The 18,088-nt window shown below is 45.1% G+C and carries 19 protein-coding genes; 12 read left to right on the top strand and 7 right to left on the bottom strand.

Annotation, left to right across the window (positions count from 1 at the left end):
- Positions 1-17 precede the first annotated feature (17 nt).
- The 6 genes from ilvB to NDI33_RS06630 all read left to right on the top strand — a co-directional run bounded on the left by ilvB (position 18) and on the right by NDI33_RS06630 (position 5,511).
- Positions 18-1,880 carry a biosynthetic-type acetolactate synthase large subunit gene (ilvB, locus tag NDI33_RS06655; protein ID WP_190528461.1) on the top strand — a complete coding sequence of 621 codons (1,863 nt, stop codon included), beginning with the start codon at positions 18-20 and terminating at the stop codon, positions 1,878-1,880.
- Positions 1,881-2,200: 320 nt separating this feature from the next.
- Complete coding sequence (locus NDI33_RS06650; RefSeq protein ID WP_190412634.1) at positions 2,201-2,830, top strand: Crp/Fnr family transcriptional regulator; 630 nt, start codon at positions 2,201-2,203, stop codon at positions 2,828-2,830.
- Positions 2,831-2,854: 24 nt separating this feature from the next.
- Positions 2,855-3,475 (top strand): alpha/beta hydrolase, encoded by a 621-nt coding sequence (locus NDI33_RS06645; RefSeq protein WP_190427142.1) that lies wholly within the window; start codon positions 2,855-2,857, stop codon positions 3,473-3,475.
- 228 nt (positions 3,476-3,703) lie between these two features.
- On the top strand, positions 3,704-3,916 hold the full coding sequence (locus NDI33_RS06640; protein WP_190412635.1) for a DUF2555 domain-containing protein: 213 nt from the start codon (positions 3,704-3,706) through the stop codon (positions 3,914-3,916).
- On the top strand, positions 3,917-5,140 hold the full coding sequence (coaBC, locus tag NDI33_RS06635) for a bifunctional phosphopantothenoylcysteine decarboxylase/phosphopantothenate--cysteine ligase CoaBC (protein WP_190677810.1): 1,224 nt from the start codon (positions 3,917-3,919) through the stop codon (positions 5,138-5,140).
- Between the two features lie 11 nt (positions 5,141-5,151).
- Positions 5,152-5,511 carry an S-adenosylmethionine decarboxylase gene (locus NDI33_RS06630; RefSeq protein WP_190436997.1) on the top strand — a complete coding sequence of 120 codons (360 nt, stop codon included), beginning with the start codon at positions 5,152-5,154 and terminating at the stop codon, positions 5,509-5,511.
- A 1-nt stretch (position 5,512) separates the two neighbouring features.
- Here NDI33_RS06630 and NDI33_RS06625 read toward each other — a convergent pair whose 3' ends face one another.
- From NDI33_RS06625 to NDI33_RS06605, 5 genes are all read right to left on the bottom strand, one after another.
- Complete coding sequence (locus tag NDI33_RS06625) at positions 5,513-6,364, bottom strand: DUF350 domain-containing protein (protein WP_190677808.1); 852 nt, start codon at positions 6,362-6,364, stop codon at positions 5,513-5,515.
- A gap of 42 nt (positions 6,365-6,406) precedes the next feature.
- Positions 6,407-7,459 carry a peptidoglycan bridge formation glycyltransferase FemA/FemB family protein gene (locus NDI33_RS06620; RefSeq protein WP_190677806.1) on the bottom strand — a complete coding sequence of 351 codons (1,053 nt, stop codon included), beginning with the start codon at positions 7,457-7,459 and terminating at the stop codon, positions 6,407-6,409.
- A complete protein-coding gene (locus tag NDI33_RS06615; protein ID WP_190677800.1) occupies positions 7,452-8,915 on the bottom strand; it encodes a spermine synthase in 1,464 nt (487 codons plus the stop codon). The genes NDI33_RS06620 and NDI33_RS06615 overlap by 8 nt, the downstream gene beginning before the upstream one ends.
- A gap of 7 nt (positions 8,916-8,922) precedes the next feature.
- On the bottom strand, positions 8,923-9,552 hold the full coding sequence (locus NDI33_RS06610) for a DUF4178 domain-containing protein (protein WP_190412641.1): 630 nt from the start codon (positions 9,550-9,552) through the stop codon (positions 8,923-8,925).
- A gap of 198 nt (positions 9,553-9,750) precedes the next feature.
- Positions 9,751-11,136: a serine/threonine-protein kinase gene (locus tag NDI33_RS06605; protein ID WP_190677798.1), complete on the bottom strand. Its 1,386-nt coding sequence runs from the start codon at positions 11,134-11,136 to the stop codon at positions 9,751-9,753.
- Positions 11,137-11,302: 166 nt separating this feature from the next.
- Between NDI33_RS06605 and NDI33_RS06600 the strand changes: the two genes are divergently transcribed.
- On the top strand, positions 11,303-11,434 hold the full coding sequence (locus tag NDI33_RS06600) for a hypothetical protein (RefSeq protein ID WP_277878924.1): 132 nt from the start codon (positions 11,303-11,305) through the stop codon (positions 11,432-11,434).
- Between the two features lie 86 nt (positions 11,435-11,520).
- On the opposite strand, the gene NDI33_RS06595 is transcribed toward NDI33_RS06600, so the two are convergent.
- Entirely contained in the window at positions 11,521-11,697 is a 177-nt protein-coding gene (locus NDI33_RS06595) for a hypothetical protein (protein WP_190677901.1), read from the bottom strand.
- A gap of 156 nt (positions 11,698-11,853) precedes the next feature.
- On the opposite strand from NDI33_RS06595, the gene NDI33_RS06590 reads away from it, so the two are divergent.
- The 5 genes from NDI33_RS06590 (at position 11,854) to NDI33_RS06570 (ending at position 17,213) form a co-directional block, all read left to right on the top strand.
- Positions 11,854-12,768: a putative selenate ABC transporter substrate-binding protein gene (locus NDI33_RS06590; RefSeq protein WP_190677796.1), complete on the top strand. Its 915-nt coding sequence runs from the start codon at positions 11,854-11,856 to the stop codon at positions 12,766-12,768.
- 5 nt (positions 12,769-12,773) lie between these two features.
- Positions 12,774-13,229, top strand: a complete 456-nt coding sequence (locus tag NDI33_RS06585) for a GNAT family N-acetyltransferase (RefSeq protein WP_190677893.1) — start codon at positions 12,774-12,776, stop codon at positions 13,227-13,229.
- An 8-nt stretch (positions 13,230-13,237) separates the two neighbouring features.
- On the top strand, positions 13,238-13,993 hold the full coding sequence (locus tag NDI33_RS06580) for a phosphonate ABC transporter ATP-binding protein (RefSeq protein WP_190677794.1): 756 nt from the start codon (positions 13,238-13,240) through the stop codon (positions 13,991-13,993).
- 143 nt (positions 13,994-14,136) lie between these two features.
- On the top strand, positions 14,137-15,861 hold the full coding sequence (locus NDI33_RS06575) for an ABC transporter permease subunit (RefSeq protein WP_190677892.1): 1,725 nt from the start codon (positions 14,137-14,139) through the stop codon (positions 15,859-15,861).
- Positions 15,862-16,244: 383 nt separating this feature from the next.
- A complete protein-coding gene (locus NDI33_RS06570; protein ID WP_190528478.1) occupies positions 16,245-17,213 on the top strand; it encodes a polyphosphate kinase 2 family protein in 969 nt (322 codons plus the stop codon).
- Positions 17,214-17,355: 142 nt separating this feature from the next.
- Here NDI33_RS06570 and NDI33_RS06565 read toward each other — a convergent pair whose 3' ends face one another.
- On the bottom strand, positions 17,356-17,847 hold the full coding sequence (locus tag NDI33_RS06565; protein WP_190677793.1) for a hypothetical protein: 492 nt from the start codon (positions 17,845-17,847) through the stop codon (positions 17,356-17,358).
- Positions 17,848-18,088: the final 241 nt, after the last annotated feature.

The following is an 18,088-nucleotide window of genomic DNA, read 5'->3' as shown; positions in this document are numbered from 1 at the left end:
CTATAGTGAGAGGTTTCATGGTGCGATCGCAAAGCGTCTCGGAAAAAGAATCAATACGTCAAATGAGCAGCCGCAGAACAGGTGCCTTTGCCCTGATTGACAGTCTGAAGCGTCACGGTGTTGAACATATTTTTGGCTATCCGGGTGGTGCAATTCTGCCGATATACGATGAACTGTATCGGGCACAAACGGATGGCGGGATTCATCACATTCTGGCAAGACACGAGCAAGGCGCGGCTCACGCGGCGGATGGTTATGCTCGTGCCACTGGCAAGGTAGGTGTCTGTTTTGCCACGTCTGGCCCTGGGGCAACGAACCTAGTGACAGGCATTGCAACAGCCCACATGGACTCGATTCCAATGGTGGTAGTCACGGGGCAGGTGGCTCTTAACGCGATTGGCAGCGATGCGTTTCAGGAAACCGATATTTTCGGAATTACGCTGCCGATTGTGAAACACTCCTATGTTGTGCGCGATCCCGAAGACATGGCGCGGATTGTGGCAGAAGCGTTCCACATCGCCAGTACGGGACGTCCGGGACCCGTGTTGATTGATGTGCCCAAAGATGTGGCATTAGCGGAATTTGACTATGTGCCGGTGGAGCCGGATACGGTGAGATTGCCGGGATATCGTCCTACAGTGAAGGGCAATCCTCGTCAGATCAATGCAGCGTGTACCTTACTTCGGCAAGCACGGCAGCCGTTGCTGTATGTGGGGGGAGGCGCGATTACATCTGGTGCCCATGCAGAAATTCAGGAACTGGCGGAACTCTTCCAAATCCCCGTAACAACGACGTTGATGGGCATTGGTGCATTTGACGAGAACCATCCCCTCTCACTGGGAATGTTGGGGATGCACGGCACCGCCTACGCTAACTTTTCAGTGAGCGAGTGCGACTTGCTGATTGCGGTGGGAGCTAGATTTGATGACCGAGTGGCGGGTAAGTTGGATGAATTTGCTTCTCACGCCAAGGTCATTCATATTGACATCGACCCCGCAGAAGTCGGAAAAAATCGCGCTCCGGAAGTTCCCATTGTCGGCGATGTGCGGAACGTGTTGATTGACTTGCTGCGCCGATGTCAGGAAACCAACGCGGCTTTTGAGCCAAATCAAACGAAAGCATGGCTGGAACGCATTAATCGCTGGCGGGAAGACTATCCCCTCGTGGTGCCCCAATACCCCGATAGTCTGGCACCGCAAGAGGTGATTTCAGAACTAGCGAATCAAGCTCCCCAAGCCTACTACACGACAGACGTAGGTCAGCACCAAATGTGGGCGGCGCAATTTCTCAAAAATGGGCCGCGTCGGTGGATTTCTAGTGCCGGTTTAGGCACGATGGGGTACGGGATGCCAGCGGCGATGGGTGCTAAGGTAGCGCTGCCGAACGAACAGGTGATTTGTATTAGCGGCGATGCTAGTTTCCAGATGAATTTACAGGAACTGGGCACGCTTGCACAATATGGGATAAATGTCAAGACCGTTATTATCAATAATGGCTGGCAGGGAATGGTGCGTCAGTGGCAGGAGGCGTTCTACGGAGAGCGTTACTCGTCCTCAAATATGGAAGTGGGGATGCCGGATTTTGTGATGCTTGCCAAAGCATACGGTATTAAGGGAATGTCGATCCGCGATCGCTCGGAACTGAAAGATGCGATCGCCGAAATGTTGGCTCACAATGGCCCCGTTTTGCTGGAAGCCCAAGTTAAACGGGACGAAAACTGTTACCCAATGGTGGCTCCTGGCAAGAGTAACGCTCAAATGATTGGCTTGCCAGAACGCCGCAAGTTGGAAAAAGCCACAGAGCTAGTCTATTGCAGCGGTTGCGGTGCGAAAAACATCGCCAGCAACAACTTCTGTCCGGATTGCGGCACCAAAATCTAAGGGTAATCAGTGATTGGTGATGAGTTTTTGACCAATTGCTGATGGATTCTTAGCGTTTGGATTACCGATCCTTTCCTTTGGAATATTAAACAGAGACTGGCTATCAATCGCCAGTCTCTTTATTTTTAGGGTGAATCTGGAACAATTTAGATGCGATCGCCTTTACCCTTCAAAGGTGCGACAGCACAATCAAAAAATACTCCCAAATCACCGTCTTTAAGCCTTTAGTAATCTTTTGATTACTTCTCCTTTACCTTAGGGGGTTACAGTGGCAGTGGCTATCCATCGCCAAATTTTCATAGCTGGAAATAATTACAGCCATGCCTCCAACTTCCAAAGCAGTTCTAGCAATCGATCAATACGATCCCAATGAAGGGCGTCGTTTGCATTTTTATGCCAAGGGAGACCTAATTCCCCTCGTGCCACAGGGCATTTGGCAGATCGATCGAGGTTTGGTGCAGCTGAGTACCCTTTGCCCGAATGGTGAAGAAGTGTTGCTGGGTTGGGCAGGAACTGCAACATTCTTTGGTCTTTGGATGACCTTGCTGCAAGCCTATCAGGCAACGGCGCTCTGTGATGTCTACTTAAGATGGTTTTCAGTCACAGAAATTGAAGCTTCCCCACGTCTAGCTCAGATGATTTTGCCGCAAATGGGACGACGGATGCGGCAAGCAGAGGCACTTTTAGCCATTGTCGGACAGCGACGGGTCGAAGATCGCTTGCAGCGACTGTTGTTGCTGTTAAAAAAAGAAATCGGTCAACCTGTAGCGGGTGGAACTCGTCTGGGGGCACGCCTCACCCATCAACATATCGCCAGTGCCATCGGTACCACCCGCGTGACAATCACGCGATTGCTCAGCAAGTTACAGCAGCAGGGATCGATTAGCCTGGATTGCGATCGCCACATTATCCTAAAAGATGAGAGCTTTGCCAGCATCTCTGATTGGTGAGTCGCATTTGTTAGGAGTAAGCTTCTGTCTCTCTCAGTAATTTCGGTTCCATCGGCAACGAATCAACAGCCCGCTGGGTTGATTGTCGTATTGCATGGCTTTGGAGGGAATGCCCAACAGTTGGCATCCTTAGCCCCATTTTTGAATTTACCGGAGTATCAGTTTTTGGTGCCCGATGCCCCTTTTACAAATCCCTATGTAGCGGGGGGGCGAATGTGGTACGAATTTGGAAAGCCAGGAGGTTCGCAGTCTGCGGATTTAGTCAAAAGTCAGCAAATGCTAACTGAGTGGCTCAAATCTTTAGAAAGTTCTACCGGCGTCCCTCTTTCACGCACAATTTTGTGTGGATTTTCTCAAGGCGGAGCAATGACGCTGGATGTAGGATTGAATTTACCTTTAGCGGGTTTAGTCGTGTTGAGCGGCTATTTGCATCCTCTCTCTCCAAAACCTGATGCGACTTATCCACCTGTATTAATTTTGCATGGGAGACAAGATTCTGTGGTGCCGCTGAGTGCTGCCCAGAAGGCACGGGACGCTTTAACAGCACTAGGAATATCGGTACAATACCAGGAATTTGATATGGGGCATGAGGTTCAACCGGCAGCTTTAGAAGTGATGCGGAAGTTTGTCAAGGCAAATATCTGATCGGCGCTAGCCGCTAATAGCAGTCGTCAAAGTGAAATGGGTAGTGGGTGTCGAGTCTTCCCTTCCATTCCCCATTCCCACTCGGTGAAATCTCCGGTTTAAAGCTAGTAGACCCGCTAACTTGACGTTTTTTATATTAAGCGATCGCCAGTAATGGCGTTAAGATAAAATGGTTTGTTGCATCTGTATAATACATGGCACAGATGCAGATTGAGGGAGGCGCGGTCAATGACAACTGTTAGCATTTCCAACCGGGATATTTCTGCTGTAACGGCAACTGAAGTGGAACATCTGGCTGTACGGCTAGAGCAAGATAATTACACCAATCCTTTTGAAGGATTGGATGATTGGCATTTGCTCAGAGCGATCGCTTTTCAACGTCCAGATTTAGTTGAACCCTACCTCTACCTACTGGATTTTCAACCCTTCGATGAAGCTTAAATGCAAAGTGGCAGACGAGTTCTCATAGGGATAGGCGGCGGTATCGCCGCCTATAAAGTTTGTGAGGTAATTTCGGCGCTTGCGAAAACTGGGGTGGAAGTTCGCGCAATTCTTACTGATTCTGCTCAAGCATTTATCACTCCCCTAACCGTGGCAACGCTGTCCCGTCATCCTGCTTATACGGATGAAAATTTCTGGCAACCGACACGCGGACGCCCTTTGCATATTGAGTTAGGAGAATGGGCAGAGGTTTTTGCGATCGCTCCTCTAACTGCGAATACCTTAGGCAAGTTGGCTTATGGTTTCGCTGACAATCTGCTCACGAATACCGTCCTCGCTTCCACTTGTCCGGTGCTGTTAGCACCGGCAATGAATACGGATATGTGGGAACAGGTAGCAGTGCAACGCAATTGGCAACAGGTATTCGCAGATAAACGCTATCACGGTGTTGGTCCCGGTGCTGGACTGTTAGCTTGCGATCGCGTTGGTGCTGGACGCATGGCAGAACCTGCTGAAATCTTGCCGCAAATTACATCCCTATTGCACACTGGCGGTAAGCAAGATTTAGCCGGGAAACGAGTTTTAATTAGTGCTGGAGGAACGCGAGAGCATCTCGATCCGGTGCGCTTTATCGGAAATCCTTCTACTGGCAAAATGGGACTTGCATTGGCACAAGCGGCACTGCATCGCGGCGCATCTGTGACGCTGGTGCATGGGCCAATGGAGACGCAATTAATTGCCTCTTTACAATCTCTACAAAAGGCGAAATCGATTGGTGTGATGAGCGCCCAGCAGATGCAGCAGGCGATGTTAGAGTGTTTTCCCGATGCCGATTTGATTGTAATGTCAGCGGCGGTGGCAGATGTGAAACCCGCCGAGTATAGTACCCAGAAATTGCCGAAGCGATCGCTTCCTGCTTCATTACCTCTAGAATCTGTACCCGATATCGTGGCAGAATTGGCGAGTCTCAAACAGCCGCATCAAAAGTTAATTGGATTTGCCGCCCAGACTGGGGATATTGTTACGCCAGCCTTGGAGAAGTTGCAGAAGAAAAATTTGGATGCCATTGTTGCCAATCCCATCGATCAAGCCGATGCTGGTTTTGGCAGCGACAACAACCAAGCCGTATTTCTTGACAATCAAGGGCGCAAATTAGAGGTTGAACCCTGTAGTAAATTGCAGATGGCTCACGCTTTATTTGACTTTGTTCAAGGTGCTGGCTAAAAGGACAAGCGGTGCTTAGATCCCATCATTTTTCAGCGATTCTCATCGCTTCTCCATCTATTTTTGATTGGACAGAAGCCGATTTCTTAGATTCACTAAAAAGTGCGGCTCAAGATGCCCATCTAACTCCCGTTGGTCAGCTTTCTTTTACTTTTCAACCACAGGGAGTATCAGCAGTTCTCTTACTGGAAGAATCTCACGTCGCCTTGCATTTTTGGCCTGAAGAAGGGAAAGTTACCGTTGATATCCATGTGTGTGATTATCAGCAGGATAATTACGAAAAAGCAAAAACTCTTGCTGAATTACTTACTTTGGAGATTGGCGACAATTCCAATAATGAGCAGTGGAAATATTTCTGCGTTACTGGTTAATTTAAACAGCCCAAGCGATTAAAAATGAAGCCGCAATATAAGCAAAAGCTTCAATTAGTCCAGCACCCAAGTTCGGGATTTGTTGACGTGCAATTTCGTCTGATATTTTTACTCCTGGCACTAAAATTAAATCTGCTACCCAGCGAATTACAATCAGTGAGGCTAAGCAAAATAGGAGTGTTAAACCATATTGAGTAAAACTAATTACCCAATTTTGAAACTCGGCGGCAAATGCTACGCGCACAATATTACCCGTCGCAATCAGTAAGCCTGCTAACGCCACGCCAGCAGCGGGATTATTGCGCCTTTCAATCTCTCCAAATACATTGTATTTAGTGACACGAGGATAGAGAACGCTCACCAAAACGAGTACGCCTAAGCCAACGATCCAGCAGACAAACCCTACCAGCCAAGTGCCACTTTCCCCGCCGAGTGCGGCGCTGAGAATGAGTCCATTAGCGATGTGATTGCCAAATTCTACAGCAGCAGCGCCTGTGTTCCGTTCTTCAAGAATTTCGCGCTTACAATCAAAGCAACGCAAAATTAAGCGATCGCCTACCCAAGCGCCAGCCAACATGAATAAAATGACTGTTGCGCCATAGCTTACCAAATTGAGTAATTTGTCCTGCCAATTGCCTGAAGGTTGTCCTAAAACACCACCCAGCGCAATGACGATACCGAGGTAATATCCGACAAGAGCGATCGCTACGGCTGGATTATCCTTAACAAATAGTTCCAAGTTTAATTCTATGCGACGAAATAGTTTTTGGTAAGCGAGTTGTCCCAGCCAGAACAACCCAAAGCCTACGACTAGCTCTAGAAGAATAAATCCTAATTGACTAACTTGTTCCACTACTTAACTCCTTCTCAATATTTCTTTATTATTCAATTAATTTTATATTTTTAAGTGTTTTAATAAGCCAATCATTGTATCTGCTAGTTGGTCATAAAAAAAGTAATCATGAGCACCAATAGTTTTTACTGGTACGCCACCAAACTGACTTTTAAAACGGGAAAATTTTGCATAGCTATGATTAGGATCGTGAGTAAAACCATAGAAATCATAGAAAGTGCAACCGCGTGATTTTGCTCGTTGCATTGCAGCCCAGTGTAAACTGTAAGTTGCCATGACTTCCGGATGTTCAAAACTACGTCCGCCGTAGAGATAAGTTGCGCGATCGCCCCAATAAACAACTAAGATAGCTGCTAATATTTTTCCTTGCCAGATTGCGAAACCTAGCTCTGCCATATTTGCCTTAAATAAGGTTTGGCAAAGATTAATGAAAAATTTGTAGGGTTCACCAAAAAACTGCTGGCGTTTTACCGTTTCCCAAAAAATATCGTAAAACACAGGAATTGCCTGTGAGTCTGTTCTAAATTCAGTTTCTACACCATGACGCCAACTCAAACGCAAATTATATCGTCCTTTTGGCTTCATAGTTGCTAACATTTCAGTTTCTGTTAATTGTAAATCAATTAACAGAGTTTCCGAGGGCAATAAATCAGCAGGGGCACGCATAAACCCGGAAAGGCAATCTAGTTTTTGCTGCCATAAAGGTTCAATTCGTAGGGCAACCGCTCCTATTTTTTTAGCTAAAGATGCCGCTTCTTTCACTAATATCTGCATTCCTTCTTTTTCCAATTTTTCAGGTAGCAGAGGGGCACCGGGAGCAACTAATAAATTGGCTTTATTAGGATGGGGATAAAAATAAAAAATGCATCCTCCCAATAATTCTTGCTTGTAAAATAAACCATAACGGAAGGTTTTGTATCCTTCCAATTCTTTGAAATCTGCCCAAGCCCAAGACTGCATAAAGCATCCTGCGGGAGCAGTTTGCACAAGCAAGTCCCAATGATGGCGTTCTTCTGATTTTAGTAGTCTAAGGGTTAAAGATAATTCTTCTAATTGAATTTTGTGCCCATTATTTACATCTAAAATGTCAGTCATTATTCGAGCGATTTGTTAATAAGTTTATCAACCAAATACCACCAGCCGCCGTCAAAACAAATCCTATAGTTCTATTAAACCAACTCCAGTCTCCTTCGCTATAATAAGTATTTCCTCCCGAATAGCCGCTAGAGCCAGGAGAATGGCTACTTCCTGAATAGTATCCCTTGGCAAATACAGCATCTGGAGATGCTAAATTGGCCATTAATAAAGTTACTGAGAGCATCATAATAAATTCTGCTGCTCGTGGTGATAGCGTTAAAATTTGCTGTCCAGTGCGGATTTTATCAGACAATTGTTTTAGTTCAGCGGCAATCTGAGGCGGCAGTTCTTGAGCACGTTCTAAAATACTTCCCAATAAACGTGATAAGTCGATTTCTGATAGTAATTTTTGAAGGTGGGCTAACCATTCTGCTGTCATCTTTGGGTTGTGATAAGGATGTTGTACCGGCAATAGTTTGCTAGTATCTATCTCATTATCCTGAACTTCTTCTAACCACCTTTGGGCGGTTGATTCTAGCTGAAGGAGATCCCGCAACCCTATCACTCCAGTTCCAGCTTCTTCAATGTCTAAAAAATTAATGGTTTTTTCATCAATTGCTTCGATAATTTGAGGCGATTGAATATGAGGATTTAGTAAGTAGTAAAATAGCTGCGGGCAATCCAGAGTGTGAATATTGACGCTGTGGCGGCTATGCGCGATCGCATTCTCAAACTCAAACACTTTTAGCAGATTTTTAAGCGCGATCGCTTGTAAATTTTCAGGTAGGGTAATTCCTTCTAGTTCAGCACGTTGAATTGTAACTGGAGACGCTAAGAAGAACCCCCAATTGCCGTAATCATGCCGCTGAAAGGATGGAATTGCTAGTTGTAAAGGCTTTGCCATCAATCCGGCAGCTAACAAGGTTTGATATAAACACCAAAAACCTGTTGTCCGATTTTCTGGAGAAACACCATTCGTGCTAATAATTCCACCTGGATAAAGAACCCGACTAATCGTTTTAAACCATTCTTGGCTGTATATCGCCGTATCTTCTGTACAACTAGGATAAGTAAAATCGCAAATAATGACGTGATAAGATTTTTCCTTAATTGCCGATAAAAAATCAAAGGCTTCTTGCGTGTAAATTGTTAAGTGCTCGCTTTCTAAGCTGCCATCATTAAATTCCTTAAATACATTTTTACCGAGTTCTAAAACTTCTGGATTGTAATCTACTAAATCAACGTGACTCACTTCAGGAAATCGCAACACATCCCGTGCAGCTAATCCATCTCCGCCGCCACAAATCAAGACTTGCAACTCTGTGTGAGGAAATCGTTTGACTGCCAGCGCTACCGATGGAATCACTAAATACTCGTGATAAATGGCTTCATCAGCGGTATCAAACTGCAAATCACCATTGATATAAAAAGCCAATCCGTTGTTATGTTGTTCAATAAATAAAGATGTAGGCATTTTTTTACTATCCGAATACCATCAACAATATTCCGCAAGCCATCATGAAACTGGCTACTAATGCTTGGAAAATCACGCTTTCCAAAAAACTCTTCTTCGCTCCTCGTTCAATGTGAGAAAAATCTTCTGGTTTTACTATTTTGGTAGAGTAAATATGTCGTTTGCCATCAGGCCAAGCTTCAATTGCTAAATTCCATTGATGATCCTTGTCCCAATAATCCCACGTAATTCGAGATGTCTCCTCTTCATCCCCTTCATAATTACCCTTGGTTGATGATTCAAAGTAATAGCGTTTACCCAAGGCTTGTAATTCTGGGTAAGGCATTTTTCCTCCTTGCATATCGTGCCAAAAACGAATAGCCAAATTATTCAGTGATTCTGGTTCAAATATCTTAGGGTCTGAAATTTCTTCGGCAAGATACCAATTGACTAAGGATTCAGGATTTTGCGGATCAATTTCTCGTAGCAAGTAGTATTCTTTTCCTGCCTGAGATTTTAGCAACCACTCCGTTGTTTCATATCCATAGGAATCGTCATAAGTGCTGTATTCTTTAATTTGCCACTGAACGCCATAATATTTTATGCGATCGCCTGGACGTAAATTTTCAAGTTGAGTTTTCGTAGTAATGGGATACATAAAATTTTGCTCTGCTAAAATTTTGTTTGAATGTAGAAAAAATCTTGATTTTAAGTTTATTTTATTAAAATAATATCCGGCATTTTTGCTGGTTAATAGAGCGACTTAGCGTAGGCAGCATTTATTATATTCACACAGCTCTTAACTTCATAAAATAATCAATAAGACTTCATAAAAATATTAATTTTTTATAATCATCTACTCAAGGCGATAGAAGAGGTTCAATAACCCGACCCACCAACCAACTTCACAAAAAACATATCCGCTAGGAAGATGACCTGCGGGAGCGCGATCGCAATCAAAGATAAATTCTTCATAAGGAACCCAAGCGCCATCAATCCGCCATCCGACGCGATCGCCTAAAATACACAAAATCTCATAATTTGCGCTTCTCGTCCCTCCGATCCTTTCCCAGATATATTTTTGGACGCTAAAACCAAAGCGTCCTTTGCTGTGTTTTATCCAAAGTTGGTTAATGATCCGAAGGTCTGACATTGGAAAATTTTTGATATCTTCCACTCTCAGCCAACCTTCTGTTTCTCGACCAGAAATTTTCAGCATAACCGTCGTGGTTTCTTCATCCGCTTCTTGCCACTTTCCTAACGCTAAAAAAGTCTGTAGTTGCCGGTAATCTATCTTTGACGCTGAACTTTGCCGATTTGTTAAAAAATTCCGATTTGTAGCGATCGAACTGGCATTATAAGTTTTTGAAACCGGAATATTGCTAGATACTGGCTGCTTAAAACTGTAAGTAGAAACCTTATTAAGATTAAGCAATTCTAGCCACTCCTGCACCGACTGAGGGCGTTCCTCCGCTTGAAATTCCATCCCTTTAAGAATCGCCTGATTGGCTAAATTACTAATACTGGAATTGAGGCGTTGCGGTGAATTTAACCGAATCCCCGCAGCTCTCGCAGGCGCAGGTAGCGGGACTTCTCCAGTCAGCAAATAGTAGAGCGTCGCCGCGAGTGCATAAACATCCGTATACTCGCCCCGTCTTGCTTGCTGAGCATACTGTTCAATTGGAGCAAAGCCTGGAGTAAAGGTTTGCGTATGAGTCTGCGTTATATCGGGGATAAATTCCCTAGCAATGCCAAAATCAATCAGTACCGCCTGGAATTCTTCGGCACGCACCATGATATTAGATGGCTTCACATCCCGATGCAAAAAGCCCCTGTCGTGGATGAAAGTTAGTGCGTCACCAATCTGGCAGATGTAGTGTAATGCTTCGGTTTCCGACAAAACACCCAGATTAAGTACGCGCTGCTCTAAGTTTTCTCCCTCAACATACTCCATCGCCATGCAAGGTAACTGTCCTTCAGAGAAGGCATTGTCAATCTGCACAATATTAGGGTGTCGGCACACAGCGAGTCGCAGCGCTTCTTTCTGGAAATCTCGATTAAATTTGTCTCGATACGCTGTAAATTCGCGTTTAGTCAGTACCCGTTCATTCAGTGTCTTGATGACGACAAAATTCCCTTTTTTATCCCTAGCTAGAAAAGTGATGCCATAGCCTCCTTCTCCTAGCACCCTTTCAACGATGTATCTTCCACCATGCAACATCTGCCCAGCGGCCCAAACCATTCCTCACACTTTCCCTGACACTTAGGCTAATTTTGCCATACCCTTGGTGCCAGTTTTGTTAAGTATTTGACCTATTCCAGAAGGCTCCATAACGGAAGGAAACAAAGGTGAGAGAAGAGCGATCGCTCTTATTTTTGAGTGATATATTCAGCGTGGAAACGCCTAGATGAAGACAATTGTTATGACTGAGGAACTCATGGATTTACGAAATAGCATCATTGAGGGACGCGACAAAGAAACTTTGACGATTTTAGGGGGGCTGGATTGGATGAAGAAAAGGTGGATAGAACTCAGATAATCCTGACAGCTCAACAATTACTTGCTTTGACGTATGCTCATTCAGCAAGTATTTTACCAGACATGATTGATGAGTATTTAACTCAGTTACCGGACGGGCAAGATTGGTTTGAAGACAGGTGCGAATAGAGAATGCGATCGCTTGCCCTTCTTTTGATTGCATTTATTCCAAGCAAGATAGGCAATCCCAAAGCCACCTTTACCCAAATGCCTCTCAATAATGTATCGCCCGCCCTGCAACTTCTGCCCAGGATGCCAAACCATTGCTAAAGCCGCCTCGACACTAGGGTTAATTTTGGCATAAGGGTAGCCGTTCGCTTACACTGACTTCTGGCACCTGCGCTACACCCCATTTTCAGTAGGGGTTGCTTCTGGCGTAGGTTTGTATCGCCAGTCAAAATGAGGAGAGCTAAGTCAGGGATGAAAAAAATATTGTTGTCCGGTTTCTTGTTGTTGCTACCGCTAGCAGCGTGTTCGCCCAACCCCTCCGGGACTTCAGCGACGAACGGTGGAACTGAGGCAAAACCTCTGACAATCGGTGCAATTCCCGATCAAGATCCGCAAAAGTTACAGCGTCAGTATGAGAAGCTAGCTGCCTATCTGGAAAAGGAACTGGGTGTGCCAGTTGAGTATAAGCCGGTTACTGACTATACGGCGGCGGTTACTGTGTTCAAAGTAGGAGATTTGGATTTGGTTTGGTTTGGGGGATTGACGGGGGTGCAGGCACGGTTGCAGGTGCCCGGTGCAGAAGCGATCGCTCAACGCGACATAGACTCCCAATTTCACAGTCTCTTCATCGCTAACAAAAAGGCTGGACTGAAGCCATTTAAAGATATTTCTGGTTTGCAACAACTAAAAAAACATAGCTTCACTTTTGGCAGCGAATCTTCAACATCCGGGCGTTTAATGCCTCAATATTTCTTGCAACAAGCTGGACTCAAGCTTGAAGATTTGAAAGGTCAAGCCGGTTTTTCTGGCGATCACGATAAGACGATTAAATTGGTGGAAGCAGGCACCTACGATGTCGGTGCTGTGAATGAAAGCGTCTGGAAAAAGCGAGTCGATGCCAAAGAAGTAGATTTGAACAAAGTCGAAGTCCTCTGGGAGACGCCCGCCTACTACGACTATCACTGGGTCATTCATCCCGATGTCAAACAGCGCTACGGTGAAGATTTTGTTAAAAAAGTGCAAAACGCCTTTTTAAAACTAGACCCCAAAGTACCAGAGCAAAAAGAAATTCTCGACCTTTTACAAGCAACTAAATTTATTCCTACCCAAAACTCCAATTATGCTCAAATTGAGAAGATTGGTCGGGAAATTGGCAAAATAAAGTGATGCAAATGACCGAAGCTAACTTTAAACTTGCAGAAAAATCCGATAGTGAAACTCTGGTGGAGTTTATCCGGGAGTTCTACAAATTTGAACATCTAAATTTTGATGAATCCATTGTTCGCAAAGCGTTAGCAAAGATTTTGCATGATGATTCTCTAGGACGAGTGTGGCTGATCCAGCATGACGACAAAGCGATTGGCTACATCGTCCTTACCTTTGGCTACAGTTTGGAATTTCGAGGACGTGATGCATTTATTGATGAACTCTACATCCGAGAGAGTTATCGGGGACAAGGGGTAGGCATGAGCTTAATTCAGTTTATAGAAAGTGTTTGCCCTTCTCTAGGAATTCAAGCACTTCATTTAGAAGTCGAGCGGAAAAATACAGCAGCACAAAATTTATATCGGAAGGTTGGTTTTAAAGATCACGATCGCTATCTCATGACTAAATGGATAGCAAACTAAGCAGAGAAATGAACTCATCTGCGCCAATCTTTGAACTGAAAAACGTTTCTAAGCAATTTGGACGCTTTGAATCTCTCATTGATATTAACTTGCAGCTTTGGGCAGGCGATCGCGTGGCACTGGTTGGTTCTAGCGGCGCGGGAAAAAGTACGCTGATTAACTTACTCAACGGTACCCTTCTACCCAGTCAAGGAGAAGTCTGGGTACTGGGTCGAAACCTTGCTCATCTGCGTCCAAAGTCGCTGCGTCAAGTCCAGCGCCAGATTGGTACGATTTACCAACAATTTCACTTAGTTGATAATTTGCAGGTGATTCACAATGTCAATGCTGGACATCTAGGGCGCTGGTCGTTTTTCAAAGCAGTAGTTTCGCTGATTTATCCTTTGGAAGTCGAAACGGCTCATAAAGCTTTGGCACAAGTGGGGATTCCGGAAAAACTTTACGAACGCACCGATAGCCTTTCTGGCGGTCAACAGCAACGGGTAGCGATCGCTCGCGTCCTCGTGCAAAATCCCACCGCCATCCTTGCCGACGAACCCATTTCCAGCCTCGACCCCGAACGCAGCCGCGAGATTATGGATTTATTGCGCCAGTTGAGTATAGAAACCGGGAAAACTTTAGTCACCAGTGTCCACACGATTGAATTTGCTCGGAGTCATTATCAGCGAATTATTGGTCTGCAACATGGGCGTATTTTGTTTGATATTCCCGCTGAAGACCTCTCGGATGCCATGATTGAAACTCTCTACAAAACCACGGGGTAATCCTAAATATTTCTATTTAAATTCCTCTGCATTTTTTGCATCTGTAGCGGTTTGATATCTGAAGTGTGCCACAAACAAGCGATCGCAAACTAACAAACCTTCCTCAGCGCCCCTCCCCGCTTAACTGGCGTACTGTATGGGGATTGCTGTTTGTCGCGTCCCTCATTTGGTCGTTGCACGTAGCAGGCGTATTCCAAGGCAATTTAATCAACTCAGGTGGCTGGAACCTTGTCTGGCGCTTTCTCGTAGCTGCATTTTCACCCGATCTCAGCCCGGAATTTCTCCACCTCACTCTAGATTCCACCCTGAAAACCCTCGCTTACGCCGTGTGTGGCACTTTCTTCAGCGTGCTGATTGGTTTGGTGGGGGGTGTTTTTTCTTCTGAGATATGGTGGCAATCTGTTTCAAATTCAAAACTCAAAACTCAGACGCGATCGCTTGCGTTTCTAAAACTCAAAATTCAGCCTCCTTGGGTGGTCGTACGAGGAGTTTTGACAATCCCCAGAGCAATTCACGAGTTAATTTGGGGATTATTTTTTGTCAATATTTTTGGACTCGATCCGCTAGTAGCCGTGTTAGCGATCGCAATCCCTTTTGGTGCGATTACTGCCAAAGTCTTCTCGGAGATTCTAGACGAAACCCCCCGCCAGCCACTGATGGCACTCCTCAATAGCGGCGTCCCTCCTCTGAATGCTTTTGCCTATAGCTTGATTCCCCAAGCCTTTCTAAATCTGCTTTCCTACGCTTTTTATCGGTTTGAGTGTTCGATTCGTTCCGCCGCCGTATTGGGAATTATCGGTGCAGGTGGACTGGGGTATCAAATTCTCCTCAGCCTCCAATCTCTGCGCTATGAGCAGATGTGGACGTTTTTGATTGCCCTAATTGGATTAAATGGTGCTACGGATTTTTGGAGTGCTTTGCTACGCCACCGTTTGGGTGCGCCGAGTCGCCTGGATTTGAATGTCCTAAATCTCCAAGGGCGCAAACAGCGGTTTTATCAAAAAGATCCGGTCGTGCAGGTGTCCTTTCTCGGCGGTATTGTTTTAGTCATTTTCTCCTTCTGGTACGTCCAAGCTGATTTCTCAAAACTTTGGGCACCACGAACTGCACAGCTATTGGCAGGCGTGTTTCAGGATGTCTTCCCACCGGATGGGAGTCAGGTGAGTCAACTATTTACCCTTTCAGCGCAAACCCTTGCCATGTCCATCCTGGCAATGACTGGGGCTGGATTAGGAGGCATTTTATTATCTTTTCCAGCCGCAAATAATTTCCTGTTGCCAGGAGGGATTTTAGATACTGGCAGAAGATCCAGCAAACTCCCCTCATCAAAGGGGACAGCGACTCTAATACCCGCCTTTTTAAGGGGGGCTAGGGGGGATCTACGAGCAACTGCTGTACTGATTTTTACCCGCTTCCTACTACTGTTTGCCCGTGCCGTCCCCGAACCTATTTGGGCGTTAATCTTTCTATTTGTATTGTTTCCAGGTATCTTACCGGGAGCGATCGCCCTCGGTTTACACAACTTAGGTATCCTAGGGCGTCTGATGGCGGAAGTGACGGAAAATCTAGATGAACGTCCCTTGCGATCGCTTAAAGCATTGGGCGCGAGTGGTTCCCAAGTCTTCCTCTACGGCGTCTTACCCCGCACTTTTCCCCGCTTTATCGCTTATATCCTCTACCGTTGGGAAGTCTGCATCCGCGCCACCGTTATCGTCGGATTAGTGGGTGCGGGTGGATTAGGTCGCTTGCTCGCGGAACAACTGAGTAGCTTTGACTACAAAGGTCTCCTGACAACTCTAATCGTGTTTCTCGCCCTCACTTTTATCGTAGATATGATTAGTGCCTCAGTACGACGGACATTAAGGTGATGCTGAGGAAAACTCAACCTTTACACCGTCAGACTGATGTAGACACCCGGTAAAAGTTCAACACTGATAATGTAACAAACAAAACATTTCCCAGTTACACCATCAATTCAGATTGATGGAAGAAATCGTTTTGTTGCGGAATTTTACATCATTTTTGAATGTATTTACAGCGCTTATCTAATTTTAACGAATTTCTAGAGCTAAAAATAGAAATAGCAGCCTGATATCCCTTCTGAAAGCATTACCCGTCTGGTAAATAACCAAAGCAAATAGGCAAAAAGTTTTCATGGGAATTTCAAAATTCACAATTTACCAGACGTTGTCAAGTCCATTTCATGAAGATTAAATGTGCTGCTGTGAAAGCTTTTTAATAAGGAGATACCATGAGCCAATCAAGCAATCTACCAAACAATAGTTCGACAACTACCGATGCGTCTACAGGAGAAGAACATAAGACTCAACAAGCGGCTGCAAAAGCAACAGCCAAAGTTGCTTTTGAAATGGCACCCGAAAAAATTGTCGTTGACTCTCCACCCCCAAAACCCAATTATCCCCACTATCGGGTTCATCCTGGAGAGCAGTTTGTCTTAGCATCTGTCGATCCGAATGCTTCGGAAGACTATAAAAATAAGAAAGATATTGAGCAGGAACTGCAACATCAGCGCCAGCGCCTTCAAAATTTACAAGAACGTCTATATGCCGAACATCAGCGCAGCCTACTCATTGTCCTGCAAGCGATGGATACAGGAGGCAAAGATGGCACCATTAAACACGTATTTGGTGGTGTAAATCCGCAAGGTTGCCAGGTTTGGTCATTCAAAAAACCTAGTGAAGAAGAAGCAGGTCATGATTTTCTCTGGCGTTATCACCAGCGGACGCCGTTACGAGGGATGATTACTATCTTCAATCGCTCGCATTACGAAGACGTGTTAATCGTCCGGGTGAAACAACTGGTACCAGAGAATGTATGGCGGGAGCGCTATCACATTATTAATGAGTTTGAGCATATGCTCACGCTTAATAACATTGCGGTAATCAAGTTTTTTCTGCACATTTCTAAAGACGAGCAAAAACGACGGTTACAAAGTCGTTTAGAAGATCCAGATAAGCATTGGAAATTTTCTAGCAACGACTTGAAAGAACGTCTATTTTGGGATGAATACCAGAAGGCATTTGAGGATGCAATTATTAATTGCTCGACTGAGTATGCCCCTTGGTATGTGGTGCCTGCTAACAATAAGTGGTACCGCAATTTAGTGATTGCTCGTACAATTGCTGACACTCTTGAAGCAATGAATCCACAATATCCAAAACCAGAAATGGGCTTAGAAAGTATTTTGATTTCTGATTAACTTTCTTCTATCAATCTCCTATTATTATTTTACCAGAGTGATAGAATTGCGTGAACAATATTTTGAAACGAACGCAATAAACGAAACAAGCGAAATAGCTCTGGTTTTGGATTGGTGTAGCGGTGCTCTCTTGGCTTTAGGCTTAGCATCTGGTAGCTACGACGTTAGCGCGATCGCTTGCTGGCACGCCACCCGGCTCAATTGCATCAATCTTAGCCTTAACCAGAGCGATCGCTTCCTGTAAATCTGCTTGTCGCTTCAGTAAAATCTCGGTTTTCCCAATGACTGGATTAATGGCATAAAGATTCCAGTTGTTGTCAGAATCTTCATAGGGTTTAACGTGCCACTCTTGATAGATAAAGTCGTCGCATTCGACGCAAACTAGCTGTTGCATCATCCCGTCAAAGCGAACGCTGTCCTCGTTGTTAGGAACCCAATGGCTTTCGTGATTACTCAAAGCAATTAGGGATTCGACAAATGCTACAGCTTCCTCGCATTGCACAAAAGCCTTTAAGCTGCGATATGGATTGCCTTGCGGGTTCCAAATCTCCAGATGATGCCCGTAGCGTCCCGGTACGATTTGGTAAATCCATCCGTCAAGCATTTGTGCAGTGTAGTCTTGTTTGCTGCTCATGAATACACCTTCTATCAGAACCCAAAAATATCAGGTCTTCTCGTTGGTTAGCGATTCCTAGCCTTGTCGCTTTATCCTGATTTAGCCGTGTTGGGATACCATCTACTCTAGCGACCCTCGGAGAGAGTTTCACCCCCACTGTTGGCACTAGCCGCGAAGAACCAGAAAACAAAATCAAGTTTTGGCGTGCATCTCCCTGATTGCAGGCGGGAGAGGAAAGCGATAGATAGCGTGAAATCTG

Source organism: Trichocoleus sp. DQ-A1 (genome assembly GCF_039961955.1).
Taxonomy (GTDB): domain Bacteria; phylum Cyanobacteriota; class Cyanobacteriia; order Cyanobacteriales; family FACHB-T130; genus FACHB-T130.
This window is presented reverse-complemented; position numbering and strand designations above follow the sequence as displayed.